Origin of the sequence: Mycobacterium sp. pR1184 (assembly GCF_041287235.1) — a bacterium.
In the GTDB taxonomy this organism is placed as follows: Bacteria; Actinomycetota; Actinomycetes; order Mycobacteriales; family Mycobacteriaceae; genus Mycobacterium.
Genome location: NZ_JBGGKR010000003.1, coordinates 114,269 through 128,732, shown reverse-complemented (window position 1 = coordinate 128,732; position 14,464 = coordinate 114,269). Strand labels below are relative to the sequence as shown.

12 protein-coding genes are annotated in these 14,464 nt (G+C 65.0%); 2 read left to right on the top strand and 10 right to left on the bottom strand.

Going from position 1 to position 14,464, the window contains the following annotated elements; translation table 11 throughout:
- The first annotated feature begins 178 nt into the window (after positions 1-178).
- Together ACAG21_RS06505 and ACAG21_RS06500 are read left to right on the top strand one after the other, a co-directional pair.
- On the top strand, positions 179-607 hold the full coding sequence (locus tag ACAG21_RS06505) for an MmpS family transport accessory protein (RefSeq protein ID WP_370495471.1): 429 nt from the start codon (positions 179-181) through the stop codon (positions 605-607).
- Positions 604-3,540 (top strand): RND family transporter, encoded by a 2,937-nt coding sequence (locus ACAG21_RS06500; RefSeq protein WP_370495147.1) that lies wholly within the window; start codon positions 604-606, stop codon positions 3,538-3,540. Before ACAG21_RS06505 ends, ACAG21_RS06500 begins: the two co-directional genes overlap by 4 nt.
- On the opposite strand, the gene ACAG21_RS06495 is transcribed toward ACAG21_RS06500, so the two are convergent.
- The 10 genes from ACAG21_RS06495 to ACAG21_RS06450 all read right to left on the bottom strand — a co-directional run bounded on the left by ACAG21_RS06495 (position 3,523) and on the right by ACAG21_RS06450 (position 14,399).
- Positions 3,523-4,359, bottom strand: a complete 837-nt coding sequence (locus ACAG21_RS06495) for a DegV family protein (RefSeq protein ID WP_370495146.1) — start codon at positions 4,357-4,359, stop codon at positions 3,523-3,525. The genes ACAG21_RS06500 and ACAG21_RS06495 overlap by 18 nt on opposite strands.
- 3 nt (positions 4,360-4,362) lie before the next feature.
- Positions 4,363-5,100, bottom strand: a complete 738-nt coding sequence (gene octT / locus ACAG21_RS06490) for a diglucosylglycerate octanoyltransferase (RefSeq protein WP_370495145.1) — start codon at positions 5,098-5,100, stop codon at positions 4,363-4,365.
- Positions 5,090-5,764 (bottom strand): glucosyl-3-phosphoglycerate phosphatase, encoded by a 675-nt coding sequence (gpgP, locus tag ACAG21_RS06485; RefSeq protein ID WP_370495144.1) that lies wholly within the window; start codon positions 5,762-5,764, stop codon positions 5,090-5,092. Before gpgP ends, octT begins: the two co-directional genes overlap by 11 nt.
- Positions 5,761-6,150: a ribosome silencing factor gene (gene rsfS, locus ACAG21_RS06480; protein WP_370495143.1), complete on the bottom strand. Its 390-nt coding sequence runs from the start codon at positions 6,148-6,150 to the stop codon at positions 5,761-5,763. The genes gpgP and rsfS overlap by 4 nt, the downstream gene beginning before the upstream one ends.
- Entirely contained in the window at positions 6,147-6,827 is a 681-nt protein-coding gene (gene nadD, locus ACAG21_RS06475; RefSeq protein WP_342928158.1) for a nicotinate-nucleotide adenylyltransferase, read from the bottom strand. Before nadD ends, rsfS begins: the two co-directional genes overlap by 4 nt.
- A gap of 300 nt (positions 6,828-7,127) precedes the next feature.
- Complete coding sequence (locus ACAG21_RS06470) at positions 7,128-8,576, bottom strand: VWA domain-containing protein (RefSeq protein WP_370495142.1); 1,449 nt, start codon at positions 8,574-8,576, stop codon at positions 7,128-7,130.
- Entirely contained in the window at positions 8,576-9,451 is an 876-nt protein-coding gene (locus ACAG21_RS06465; protein WP_370495141.1) for an AAA family ATPase, read from the bottom strand. Before ACAG21_RS06465 ends, ACAG21_RS06470 begins: the two co-directional genes overlap by 1 nt.
- A 24-nt stretch (positions 9,452-9,475) precedes the next feature.
- Positions 9,476-10,723, bottom strand: a complete 1,248-nt coding sequence (locus ACAG21_RS06460) for a glutamate-5-semialdehyde dehydrogenase (RefSeq protein WP_370495140.1) — start codon at positions 10,721-10,723, stop codon at positions 9,476-9,478.
- 59 nt (positions 10,724-10,782) lie between these two features.
- On the bottom strand, positions 10,783-12,186 hold the full coding sequence (locus tag ACAG21_RS06455) for a mechanosensitive ion channel domain-containing protein (RefSeq protein WP_370495139.1): 1,404 nt from the start codon (positions 12,184-12,186) through the stop codon (positions 10,783-10,785).
- A complete protein-coding gene (locus ACAG21_RS06450; protein WP_370495138.1) occupies positions 12,186-14,399 on the bottom strand; it encodes an adenylate/guanylate cyclase domain-containing protein in 2,214 nt (737 codons plus the stop codon). Before ACAG21_RS06450 ends, ACAG21_RS06455 begins: the two co-directional genes overlap by 1 nt.
- Positions 14,400-14,464: the final 65 nt, after the last annotated feature.

Sequence of the window (14,464 nt, the reverse complement as noted above, 5' to 3'; positions counted from 1 at the left end):
AGGGGCCCCCGGAGGAACGGTTCCGTCCTCTAAGGTTTAGAGTACTTAGCCGAGCAAAGGTTCCGCCGACAATTAAGGTTGTCGACACGGTGGCGAGCTTTCCGAAGCAGGACGGCGGGCCCCCGCAGCGGTGAGCGGAAGGGCGGTCAAGGTGAGCGGTTCGCCGAACTCGGATGCCATATCCCAGGTGCTCAAGCGGGCGTGGATTCCGCTGCTGCTGATTGTGGTACTGGCAGTCTCGGCGCTGGTCGTGTCGCGGCTGCACAAGATGTTCGGCTCGCAGGACCTCAACGCAAACGCCGGCAAGGGGATCGAGATCGTGCAGTTCAATCCGAAGGTCGTCGTCTACGAGATCTCCGGCCCGCCGGGTGCTACCGCGAACATCAATTACTGGGATGCGGACGCCAACACGCATCAGATCGACAACGCGCCGCTGCCCTGGACAACCACGATCTCGACCACGCTGCCGTCGGTGAGCGCCAACATCATGGCGCAAAGTGACGGCAGCCGAATCGTCTGCAAGATCACCGTGGACGGCGTCGTCCGCGACACGCAAAACTCCGATGGCCACAACGCCCAAACCTTCTGCTTGGTGAAGTCCGCATGAGCGATCTCAATAGCAAGAGCCACTTGGGTGTCGACGACGCCGCCGACACCGGGCCGATCGGCACCCAGGGTTCGGGTAAGCCCGAGCGCGGGCACCGGCCCTACCTCCCCCACACCATCCGTATCTTCGCGGTGCCGATCATCCTGATCTGGGTAGCCGTGACGGTCCTGGTCAACGTCATCGTTCCCACCCTGGAAGTCGTCGGCGAGGCGCACTCGGCGCCGATGACGCCCCTGGACGCACCGTCGATGAAGGCGATGATGCGCATGGGCCACAACTTCCACGAATTCGATTCCAACAGCACGGTGATGATCGTGCTGGAGGGCCAGCAACCGCTGGGCCCGGAGGCACACCAGTACTACGACAAGCTGATTCGGCAACTGCGCCAGGATCCTAAGCATGTCCAGCACATTCAGGACTTCTGGGGAGACCGGCTGACGGCGGCGGGCGCCCAGAGCGCCGACGCCAAGGGCGCCTACGTACAGATCAACCTTGCGGGTAACCAAGGCACCACGCTGGCCAACGAGTCCGTGGATGCCGTCCGCAAGGTGATCGACGAGAACAAGGCACCGCCCGGGGTGAAGGCCTACGTCACCGGTCCCGCAGCGCTGTCCGACGACATGCACTTGATCGGTAACGCCAGCCTGGCGACGATCACGCTGTTCACTCTGGGCGCGATCGCGATCATGTTGCTGCTGGTCTACCGGTCCATCGTCACCACGCTGGTCCAGCTGTTCATGACGTTTGTCGCGCTGGCCTGTTCACGTGGCGTGGTCGCGGTCCTGGCCTACCACAACGCATTCGGGCTCACGACGTTTGCCGCCAACATCCTCACCATGCTGGCGATCGCGGCGGGAACGGACTACGGGATCTTTCTCGTCGGCCGCTACCAAGAGGCCCTGCGCGCCGGCGAGGATCGAGAATCGGCCTACTACACCACATTCAAGGGAGTCGCGCCGGTCGTCTTAGGGTCGGGCCTGACGATTGCCGGGGCGACCTACTGCCTGAGTTTCTCGCGGCTGCCCTGGTTCAACACCATGGGCGCACCCGTGGCGATCGGCATGCTGGTCGTGGTCTTGGCCGGCCTGACGCTGGGTCCCGCGGTGATCTTCATCGGCAGCCGCTTTCACCTGTTCGAGACCAAGCGCGCGGCCAAACAAGGGCGACTCTGGCGCCGAGTGGGCACTGCCGTAGTACGTTGGCCCGCACCCATTTTGGCCGTCAGCGCCGCGGTGGTGCTGGTCGGCATGATCGCCCTGCCCAGCTACGTGACGAGCTACAACGACCGCTTCTATCTGCCGCTCTCGGCGCCGTCCAACCAAGGACAGGAGGCCGCCAACCGGCACTTCTCCGAGGCCCGGATGAACCCCGACCTGTTGATGGTCGAGTCCGACCATGACATGCGCAACACGGCCGACATGCTGGTGTTGGACCGGGTGGCCAAAAACGAGATGCGCACGCTCGGCATCGCCATGGTCCAGGACATCACCAGGCCGCTGGGCATTCCGATTCAGCACAGCTCGATTCCGTTCCAGAACAGCATTCAAAGCCAGACGACGATGCAGAACATGGGCTTCCTCAAAGAGCGTATCGCCGACATCCTCAGGATGGCCGACGACCTGCAGACCCAGATCGACACCACGCAGCGCCAGTATGAGGTGTCGAAGGACCTGGCCAATGCCGCCGAGGACAGTGCGAAGACGACTGAAGTGACGTCACAGATCACCGACAGCTTGCGCGACCACATCGCGGATTTCGACGACACCTTCCGGCCGGTGCGCACGTACTTCTATTGGGAGAAGCACTGCTACGACATTCCGTTGTGCTACAGCTTCCGGTCGCTGTTCGACACGCTGGACGGCTTCGACCAGCTCGCCGAGCAGTTTCACTACCTAACGACCGACATCAAGCACACGGCCAAGGCCTCGCGCGACCTGACCGAGCTGTTCCCCACGTTGATCACCACCCTGAAGACCACCCGGGGCATCACGCTGACGCTCTACCAGACGTTCAAGGCGATGATCAACCAGATGGAGGCGATGAGCAACACCGCCATCGTGATGGGGCAAAGCTTCGACCAGTCGAAGAACGACGACTTCTTCTATCTGCCACCGGAGGCGTTCGACAACCCGGATTTCCAGACGGGACTGCGCATGTTCCTGTCGCCGGACGGTAAGTCGGCGCGGTTCTTCATCACCCATCAGGGCGATCCGATGACGCCGGAAGGGATTTCGCGGGTCGACGCCGAACGCACCGCCGCGCAGGAGGGCTTGAAGCAATCCTCGCTGTCCGACGCCAGGGTGTATCTCGGTGGAACCGCCGCGACCTTCCGGGACATGGCCGACGGCGAGAAATACGACCTGATGATCGCGGTGGTATCCGCACTGACGCTGATCTTCATGATCATGTTGCTGCTCACCCGCAGCGTGGTCGCCGCGCTGGTCATCGTCGGCACCGCGGCCAGTTCCATCGCGGCGTCATTCGGTCTGTCCGTGTTGATTTGGCAGGATCTGTTCGGTATCAAGATTCACTGGATCGTCGCCGCGCTCTCGGTGATCATCCTGTTGGCCGTCGGATCCGACTACAACCTGCTACTGGTCTCCCGATTCCGAGAAGAGATCCACCACGGACTCAAGACCGGCATCATCCGGTCGATGGCCGGCACCGGCGGCGTGGTGACGGCCGCGGGTCTGGTATTCGCGTTCACGATGGCGTCGATGCTGGGCAGTGACCTGCGAGTGCTGGGCCAGTTCGGATCCACCGTCTGCATCGGTCTGCTGCTCGACACGCTGATTGTGCGAACGCTGTTGATGCCGTCCATCGCGACGCTGCTCGGACGCTGGTTCTGGTGGCCGCAAGTCGTGCATCCGCGCGGCGACTACGGTCTGCCACCGGCCCGGGTGGCGCCGACCGCGTCAGCTGCCAGGAGCTAGGTCCAGGCACACCGCGACGGCGCCGGGGCCGACATGCACGCCGAGCACCGGCCCCAGCGGGGTGACGATGGCGGGCTCGCAGGCCGGTAGCCGCTGAGCCAACGCGGCCGCCACTTCGTTCGCCCCGTCGGGGTTGACGACGTGGTGCACCGCAACGGCCGCGGAATCGTCGCCGACGATTTCGCAGACCCGGTCCAGCATCGCCGTCGTCGCCTTGCTGACCGTCCGTACCCGTTGGGCCAGGACGAGTTTGCCGTCATCGATGCGTAGCAGCGGCTTCAGCGACAATGCGGTGCCCAGCCACGCCTTGGCGCCACCGATCCGGCCGCTGCGCCGCAGATTGTCCAAACCGTGCACCACGATGAAGGCGTGACCGCGGTGTATCGCCGAGTTCGCAGCGGCCACAACGGCTTCCAGGTCCGCACCGCTGGCCGCGGCCCGTGCGGCGGCCAGTGCGACGAAGCCGGTGCCCATCGCCGCCGACCGCGAGTCGATGACGCGCACGGCCGGACCGATTTCAGCTGCGGCCCGTTCACCCACGGCACAGGTGCCCGACAGCGCCGACGAGATATGCACTGCCACCACACCATCGCCGCCGGAGTCGGCCAGCGCCTCGCGGTAGGCGGCGCCGAGTTCGGCGGGGGTGGCCGCCGCGGTCGTGGCGTGATGCGCGTAGACGTCGTCGGGGATCTCGTTCACACCGTCGCGCAAGTCGACGCCGTCGAGCAGGACGTGCAGCGGGACGACGCGTATCGCCCACTTTTCGAGCAGATCGGCCGGGAGACGCGACGAGGCATCGGTCACCACCACGACTGTCATTGCTTAGCCGCGTGACTTCTCGGCCGATACGCCGGCCTCGGCCAGTGCCTTGAGCATCAGCTCCGCGACGGCTTGGTGGGCTTCGAAATTCCAGTGGATGCCGTCGGGATTGCCGCGTCCACTCATCACCTGTTCCGCCACGGCGGCTTTGAGATCGACCAGCGGAATGTCGTGCTGTTGCGCCCATTGTGTGATCGCCGCCACTGTGCCGGCGCGACCGTGGTGGGCCTTGCCGTAGGTTTCGGCGATGTGGACCGACGGCAGCGACGCTACGATCGGGATACCCGGCCGGTTGAAATCGATTGCGCCGCGGGTCTGTTCGAGATACTCCGCACTCAAGTGCGCAGGCAGCGCGGGCCGGGCCACCGGTGAGAGCCGGGGTTGCAGCCAGCCGTAGCCGTCGCGCACCCAGCGCCGCAACCACGGCGGCCGGACATATCGGATCAACTCGCGCAGCGCGGTCGGCAACACCGACGGCAGCGAATCCATCCCACCGGTCGCGAAGATCACCGCGCCGGCTCGAGGCAGCGCCGCCCATGCCCGCGGGTCCTGCGTGGCGGCCCACCACACGTCGCGGCACGTCCAGCCGATCCGCCCGATCAACTCGACATCCCAACCCAATTGGGTGGCAACAATATTCGGCCAGATCCTGGGGTCGTCAGCGGGCAATCCCCCGGTGGGGCCGTAGTAGGCCAGCGAGTCGGCGAAGACCAGCAGCGTGGGCCGTACCTCAGAGGACATCGTTGGAGACCTGCGCCGAAGCGTTCCACACGTCGAGGCGCCAGCGGATGCTGTCGAATTCGCTGGCGGACTCCTGGGAGTGACCGGAGAGCTGCACCCAGCTGGCATTGCCCATCCCGCCGAGCACCGGCCAGTCGGCGACCGGAAGCTTCAGCAGCGCAGCCGATAACGCCGCGATCAGACCGCCGTGGGCCACCAACACCACCGGTCGTCCCGGCTCGTCGGCATCTCCCCACTCCGGTTCACCGGCCACCAGCTCGGCGACCAGCGGCACGCTGCGGGCGGCGACGTCGACCCTGCTTTCCCCGCCGTGCGGCGCCCAGGTGGCGTCGTCGCGCCAGGCGAGCCGGGCACCCGGGGCCTGCCCGTCAACCTCGTTGTGCGTCAAGCCCTGCCACTCACCCAGGTGCGTCTCACGCAGCCGTTCGTCGACCCGTACCCGCAACCCGGTCCGCTCCCCCAGCTTGACCGCGGTGTCGTAGGCACGATGCAGATCCGAGGACACGATCAGCAGCGGCTGCATCTTGCCCAGTACCTCGGCCGCGGCAGCCGCCTGCGCATGGCCCAGTTCGGTGAGCGCGGAGTCCAGCTGCCCCTGCATCCGGCTGCCCGCATTGAAGTCAGTTTGCCCATGGCGCAACATCAGCAGCCGACGGATACTCATTGCGCGCTCGCCGAATCCTGCGAACCATCCGACAAATCCACGGGAATGACCGGACAGTCACCCCACAAGCGGTCGAGGGCGTAGAAGTTGCGGTCGTCCTGGTGCTGAATGTGCACGACGATGTCGCGGTAGTCCAGCAGCGTCCAGCGTCCCTCCCGGGCACCCTCGCGGCGTGCGGGTTTATAGCCGGCCTTCTGCATTTTCTCCTCGACCTCGTCGACGATCGCGTTGACCTGTCGCTCGTTGGACGCCGAGGCGATGACGAAGCAGTCGGTGATGACCAGTTGTCCCGAAACATCGATCACCACAACGTCATTGGCGAGCTTCGAGGCCGCGGCGTTCGCCGCGATCGTCGCCATGTCGATAGCTTCCTGCGTGGCGCTCATGAGTTGTTCCCCGCGGACAGGCTGGACTGCGTTGGGCCTAGCGTCGCCTTGGCCTCTCCCTCAACGGGAGCGCGATAGAGCCGGCGTTTGGAGACGTATTGCACGACGCCGTCGGGCATCAGGTACCACAGCGGGCGGCGTTGGGCGGCACGCTGGCGGCAGTCGGTCGACGAGATCGCCAGCGCCGGAACCTCGACCAGGGTCAGCGCATCCTTGGCCAGCTCGCCGAGTACTTCGGTGATGTGTTCGTGACGCAGCTCGTAACCCGGCCGGCTGACGCCGATGAACCGCGCCAACTCGAACACCACTTCCCAGCCCTGCCAGGACAGGATGGACGACAGGGCGTCAGCTCCGGTGATGAAGAACAGCTCGGACTCCGGGTTGAGGGCGTGCAGGTCCTGCAAGGTGTCCTTGGTGTACGTGGGGCCGGCACGGTCGATGTCGACCCGGCTGACCGAAAACCGGGGGTTGGACGCGGTGGCGATCACCGTCATCAGGTACCGGTCCTCGGCGGCGGAGACATTGCGGGTCTTCTGCCACGGCTGACCGCTGGGCACGAACACCACTTCGTCGAGGTCGAACAGGTCGGCCACCTCACTGGCGGCGACCAGGTGCCCGTAATGGATGGGGTCGAATGTCCCACCCATCACTCCCAGCCTGCGACGGCGCTTTTGCACGATTTGCCAGCTTACCGGGCCGCTCGAGGCGGGCAGTCGCCGCGCTGCGGTCACATACGCCTCATCAGCCGCCGCATCTGGCGTTGTGCCCGCCTCCGAGCGACAAACCGATGTCGTCGTGGGTGCACTCGCTACGCGTGCGGGCGTTGTCGCTCGGAGGCGGGCACTGCGAGTGCCTCCCCGGCGGGTTCAACTCTGCGCGGAGTTCCGCAGCGAGCTGGCCGACGACGCTTTCCCGATCGTTGGTGAGATGAGAGCCCGGTCGAGATGCGCTGGCTCGTCTATCGGAAGACGACGTGATCAGACCGGCAGGAGCTGGTCGATCACCGTGGCGAGCTGCTTGGCGGACCGGCATTCGTGCATGGTGATCACTTCTTCGTAGCGTGGCACCGCCGAATCTCCGCTGCCCCAAAGGTGTCTGGGCTCGGGGTTGAGCCAGTGTGCGTGCCGGGCGGCGTTGACCATGTCGGACAACACGTCGATGGCCGGATCACGGTAGTTGGTGCGCCCGTCGCCGAGCACCAGCAGCGAGCTGCGCGGCGACAACACATGCGGATTGGCCTGCAGGAACGAGACGAACGCATTGCCGTAGTCGGAGTGGCCGTCGCGGCTGTAGACGCCGGCTTCGCGGGTGATCCGCTGGATCGCCACGGCCAGATCGCATTCCGGGCCGAACATGTGAGTCACCTCGTCGGTGGTGTCGATGAAGGCGAACACCCGAACCCGCGAGAATTGTTGGCGCAACGCATGAACCAGCAGCAGGGTGAAGTGACTGAACCCGGCCACCGATCCGGACACATCGCACAGCACGACCAATTCGGGCCGGGCCGGACGGGGTTTGGCCAGCACCACATCGATCGGCACTCCGCCGGTGGACATCGATTTGCGCAGCGTCTTGCGCAGATCGATCGTCCCGGCCCGGCTGCGGCGCCGCCGTGCGGCCAGTCGGGTCGCCAGCGTACGGGCCAGTGGCGCCACCGTGCGCTGCATCTGGCGCAGCTGGTCGCCGGAGGCCCGCAGGAACTCAACGTTTTCGGCAAGCTGTGGGATGCCGTACATCTGGACGTGGTCCCGGCCGAGCTGCTCGGCGGTGCGTCGCTTGGTCTCGGCGTCAACCAGTTTGCGCAGCTGAGTGATCCGTTGTGCGGCAAGGGCTTTGGCGATCTGCTCTTGTGTGGGACTCGGCTCGTCGCCGTAGGGCGCGAGCAGGCCGGCGAGCAGTTTGCCCTCCAGCTCGTCCAGCGCCATCGCCTTGAGCGCCTGATACGACGAGAACGACGGGCCCCTGCTGGAACTGTATTTGCCGTAGGCCTCCACGATTCGCGCGATCATCGCGACGAGCCGTTCGTCCATATCGGCCAGATCTTCGTTCTGGGTTAGCAGATCGAGCAGCATCTGCCGCATCGCGTCGACGTCGTCGGCGGGAAGAGCGTCGTTGTCTTGGCCGGACCCACCTTCGTCTTCGACGACCACCGCCCGCGCACCCATCGCCGCGGGAAACCACAGGTCGAACATCGCGTCGTAGGTGTCGCGGTGATCGGGCTGACGCAGCACCGCACACGCGATGCCTTCGCGCAGCACCTCGCGATCACTCAAACCCAAGGTGGCCATCACCCGGCCGGCGTCCACCGTCTCCGACGGACCCACCGAAATCCCGCTTCCGCGAAGCGCTTCCACGAAGCCCACCAAGTGGCCCGGCAACCCGTGCGGGGCGAGTGGCCGTCTGGGGCGGACGCGGCGCGGGGGCATCAGTTGAGCCTGAGTTCCCCGGCCGCGCGTTGCTGGTCGGATTGGTGTTTGAGGACCACGCCGAGCGTCTGGGCAACGACCGCGTCGTCAATGGTGTCCAGCCCCAGCGCCAGCAGCGTGCGGCCCCAGTCGATGGTCTCGGCGATGGACGGCACCTTCTTCAGCTGCATGCCACGCATGACGCCGATGATGCGCACCAGCTCCTCGGCGAGATGCGCGGGCAACTCGGGCACCCGGGACAACAGGATGCGCCGTTCCAGATCGGGCGTCGGGAAGTCGATGTGCAGGAACAGGCAGCGACGCTTGAGCGCCTCGGACAGTTCACGGGTGGCGTTGGAGGTCAGCACGACCAACGGCGTCCGCTCGGCGGTGATCGTGCCCAGCTCCGGCACGGTCACCGCGAAGTCGGAGAGCACCTCGAGCAGCAGGCCCTCGATTTCGATGTCGGCCTTGTCGGTTTCGTCGATCAGCAGCACGGTCGGTTCGGTGCGCCGGATCGCGGTCAGCAACGGACGCTGCAGCAAGAACTCCTCGCTGAACACGTCGTCCTTGGTCTGGTCCCAGTCGCCGGTGCCGGCCTGGATGCGCAGGATTTGCTTGGCGTGGTTCCACTCGTACAGGGCGCGGGCCTCGTCGACGCCCTCGTAGCACTGCAGCCGGACCAGGCCCGAGCCGGTGGCCTGCGCGATGGCGCGCGCCAGCTCGGTCTTGCCCACGCCGGCGGGACCCTCGACCAGTAGTGGCTTGCCCAGCCGGTCGGCGAGGAACACCGCGGTCGCGGTGGCCGTGTCGGGCAGATAACCAGTCTCGGCCAACCGTCGCGAGACGTCGCTGATGTCCGCGAACAGCGGAGTGGGCCGGGCGGGCACGCTCACAATCTCAGTTCTCCTAAAGCTAGGTCAGGCGGGACGAATCTGGCCGTCACCCCATGCGATCCATTTTGTCGAGGTCAGTTCGGGCAGGCCCATCGGACCGCGGGCATGCAGCTTCTGTGTCGAGATGCCGATCTCGGCACCGAAGCCGAATTGCTCGCCATCGGTAAACGATGTCGATGCGTTGACCATCACGGCGGCCGCGTCGACGCCGTCGGAAAATCGTTGGGCCGCAGCCATATTGGTGGTCACGATGGCTTCGGTGTGGCCGGTGCCGTATTCGTTGATGTGCGCGATTGCGGCGTCGACGCCGTCGACGACTGCCACCGCGATGTCCATCGACAGGTACTCCCGACGCAAGTCGTCCTCGTCGGGGTCGAGGTGCACCGTCACGCCGGCATCTTGCAAAGCGCCCACCAGCCGGGGCACCGCGGTTTCGGCGATCGCGGCGTCCACCAACAGGGTCTCGGCGGCGTTGCAGACGCTGGGCCGTCGTGTCTTGGAATTCAGCAGAACTCGTTCCGCCACATCCAGGTCGGCGCCCCCGTCCACGTAGACGTGACAGTTGCCGACACCGGTCTCGATGGTGGGTACCTGGGCATCGCGGACCACCGCGTCGATCAGGCTCGCTCCCCCGCGCGGGATCACCACGTCGACCAGACCGCGCGCCTGGATCAAATGGGTGACCGTGGACCGGTCGTCGGCCGAGAGCAACTGGACCGCATCGGCGGGCAAGTCCTCGCTGACCAGCGACGCCCGCAACGACTCGACCAGCGCCTGGTTGGATCGCGCCGCCGACGAACTGCCGCGCAGCAGCACGGCATTGCCGGACTTGAGCGCCAACCCGAACGCGTCGACGGTGACATTGGGCCGGCCCTCGTAGATCATGCCGATCACGCCCAGCGGAACCCGCTGCTGGCGCAGCTGCAACCCGTTGGGCAACGTGTAGCCGCGCAGCACCTCGCCGACCGGATCCGGCAGTCCCGCAACCTGGCGCAGACCAGCGGCGATCCCCTCCACACGCTTGGTGTCCAGCGCCAACCGGTCGAGCATCGCGTTCGACGTCCCGGCGGCCCGGGCGACCTTCAGATCCTCGGCGTTTGCCGCCAGGATCCGGCGAGTGTCGGCGATGATCGCCGCGGCGGCGGACTGCAGCGCCTGGTCCTTGGCCACCGTCGGCAACAACGCCAACACGCGGGACGCGGCGCGGGCCCGGCGGGCGGCGTTGTGGACCTCCTGACGCAAGTCAGGACGCGATGGCGCTTGCAGACTCATTGAACCAGGGTATCGGGCTTGAGCTGGCCAAGTAAGGCGGCCTGGGTGGGCGATCGGGCTCAACCGACGCGCTCACCACGTTCGGCTTGCCGCACCTTGCTCTGCCGCTCTTCCAGGATGTTGCCAAAGTCCTGCAGCAGCAACGGTTCACGCATGACCAGGTGCTCGAGGTGATCGCGATCGATGATCAATGCGGTCACCTCTTCCAGGGCATACGCGCTGGCGAGGTTGGGTTGGCGGGTGAGCGCGGTCAGGCCCAGGAAGGAGCCCGCCTCCAGCGTGCTGATCGGCACCACCGACCCGTCCTCGGCCGTGGCCATCATCTGCACCCGCCCGGCGATCACGAACGTCATCCCCGCCGGAACCTGCCCCGCGTACTCGACGATTTCGTCCGCGCCGTACAGGACGATTCGCGCCGAGGAATGCAGTGCCTGCTGATCGGCAACGCTGAGCCGCAACGCCGGCGCCACCACGGTTCGCAACGCGTCTTCGACCCGTTCCCTGGTCGAGTAGTCGTCGTCGGCGTCGTCGAGGTGCAGTTCTTCGCGCCGGGCCGCGTACCAGATCCAGCGCAGAAAGGTCGATCGCGCGGCGCCGTCCTCCGCGGGCGAATTCAGTCCGAGGCTGGTCGAGTACTCGCCCTTGCCGACGGGAACCGATCGGGGAACGCTGCCGGTCTTGAGTTGCGGCAGCTCGCTCGCGACACGCGTCAGCATTGCGCAGACCCGATCGGGCGGGTCCGCGGCCGCAAACGTCGTCTTGATCGACAGCTTGTGGGTGCCTTGCGGGCGGCTGAGGTTCGTGAACGAGGTACTGGCCAGCATCGAGTTCGGCACGACCCGTATCCCGCTGCCGGTTTGGATGTGCACAGCCCGCCAGTTGACCTCGACCACGCGGCCGCGCTCGTTGGACGCGTCGAGCCAGTCGTCGATGCGGAAGGGCTGCTCGAACAACATGAACAGGCCGGACACGATCTGGCCGACGGAGTTCTGCAGCATCAAACCGAGGACGACCGACGTCACCCCCAATGCGGTGAACAGACCGCCGACCCGGACACCCCAAATGACGGACAAGATGACGGCCAGGCCGGCACCGATCAGCGCGAACCGGGCCACGTCGAGGAAAATCGTGGGCAGTCGTTTGCGCCAGCTGTTTTGCGGTGCGCCCTCGAATACGGTCGCGTTGAGCCCGGACAGCAACATGACCAGCACCAGGAAACCGAACAGCGTGGACAGGATGCGTACCAGACCGTCTTCGGCCGAGACCTGTGCGGCGTTGACCAGCAGCACCAACAGCGCGCCCAGCGGCAGCACAAAGTTGCGCAGCAGGCTGATCTGGCGGGCCAGGCGATTGTTTCGGCGAAGCAGTGCGTGGTGCAGCTCGGTCAGCAGGATCAGCATGACCGGGAATCCGATCGCGACGCCGATGGCCCAGTAGAACCACGTTGACTGGAATGCGTTCATTACCGCTCCGACAGCCGATAGATCGCCTGATCTAATCCGGCGACCGAGATCGTGCCGGCCGGCGTGAATTGCCGGGTGTCCCGCATCGCCTCGTAAACTTTCGAGGTGACGTAGATGCCGGGTTGCGGTGCACCACTGTGCATTTGGTAGGCCAGGCTCACCGCCCCACCCCACATGTCGTAGACGAGGCTTGATCGTCCCACTAGTCCGCTGATCACGTTGCCGGTATTGATGCCGACGCGCAGCTTCAGCTCGTGTGAGCTCTGGCTGTTGAACCGATCGATGATCTGACGCATCTCCAGGGCGAAGTCAAGGCTTCGGTAGATGCTGTCCAGTCGCGGCGTCACGACCCCGCAACTGGCCAGGTAACCGTTGTGGAAGGTGCGAATCCGTTCGACGCCGAGCGATTCGGCTGCCGCGTCGAACTGGCGGAATAGATCGTCGACGATGCCCACCAGTTCGTCGCCGGACAGGTCGATCGAAATCTCGTCCAGGCCAACGATATCGGCGTAGATGATGGCCACGTCCTGGTGCTTTTCGGCGATGGTCTCCTGACCTTCGCGATAGCGTTGCGCCACCGACTCCGGCATCAGTGCCAGCAGCAGGCGGTCGTTTTCCTTGCGTTGCTCGTTGAGCAGCTCGTCCTTGATCGCCAGGTTCCGGCTCATCTCGTTGAAAGCCTGGGTGAGGTCCCCGATTTCGTCACGCGAGGTGACCGGGATATTGACTTCATAGTCGCCGGAGCTGATCTTCTGGGTACCGGCCTGTAGCCGCCGGACGGGCCGCAGCATGATCTGGGCAAGCAGCATCGAGGCGACACACACGACGAAGATCATCGATGCGACACCGACCACCAGTGTTTGGCTGAATCTGCCCAGCCGCGCAAAAGCATCCGAGTCGTCGCGTGTCACCAAGATCGACCAGTGCAGATCGGAATTGGGCACGTTGAACGGGGTATAGGCCTCCATCTCGCTGTTGCCCGTGTAGTCGGTGCCGGTGACGGTTCCGGTTTGCCCGCGTTGAGCGGCACGAAAGCCCGCCGTTTGCGCGGGCTGCACGAGGATCGTCGTCCCCAACTGAACCGCCTTGTTAGCGACGTCGGGTGGCGTTCCGGCCGCGATCGCCTCCTTACGATATTCGTCCGGATCCTCCAGGAATATCCGGGAATCGGAGCGCATCAGGCCGTCAGGACCCACCAAATACGATTCGGTCGACGGACCCATGCCGGCGGCTTGCCACTGTTTGTCCGCGGTCATGATCCGATTGATCTTCGGAGTTGGCAGCGGCCAAGCCATTACGCCGTCGATCTTGCCGTTCATGCCGATCGGCGACACCACCCAGCCGGTGGGAGCATCCAGCGCCGGTTGATACGTCTGGAAGTCGGTGATCCAGACGAAGTCGACATCGTTGGAACGCAAGGCTTTTTGATAGGCATCGCGCAGATTGGATTCGCGGTAGGGGCCGGTGAAGATGTTGGTGCCCAGGTCGGGACCCTTGGCCACGGAGTAGACGACATTGCCGCCGTTGTCGAGCAACAGCACGTCTCGATAGTCGAAGCGAGTGACGATGCCGCGCATGTAGAAGTCGAATCGCGCATTAGCCGCCGACCACGCACTGCCGTCGCCCGCGTCCACCACCGGCAGCCCGTCGGCACTGGTCCTGGGCGGCGCGGTGTAGTTCGCCTGAAGATATTTCTGCGCGTTGGTACTCGGCATCACGGCATTGATATCGATCGTGTCGCCGGTGATGCGCTTGATCGGTTTGATCATCTCGTTGTCGTAGTAGTTGACGAGCGACTGCTGCTGCGCGGGGCTGATCGTCGCGTTGCCCAACTGGTTGAAGCCGGCGGAGAACGCTTCCATGGCCTGAACAATGCTGAAGCCGCCGCTGTAGACGATGAGGGAGTTCGTCATCTGCTTGAACAGCGATTCCAGTTGCCGCTTCTGAGACTCGCGCAACTCGGTCAGACGTTCGGCCTCGACTTGGCGCAGTGCGCTGCGGCCGGTGAGAGCCCCGATGAAGCCGACGACGGCCACCGAAAAGATGCTGCAGATCAAAAGAGTCATCAACAGCTTGGACTGGATGCCTACCCGCAGGAACCGCCGGCGGCGAAACCGGCGACTCGGGCGCGACGCACCCTCTTGGGGCACTGCCTGTTTGGCCGGGAGGGATTCGGCGGCCGATGCGGCGTCGGTCAGCTCACTCGATGTCACTGGCTTCCTTCTTCCCAACGACGCGCTGTTCACGCAGCACACTAGCGCGCGGACATCACAAAATT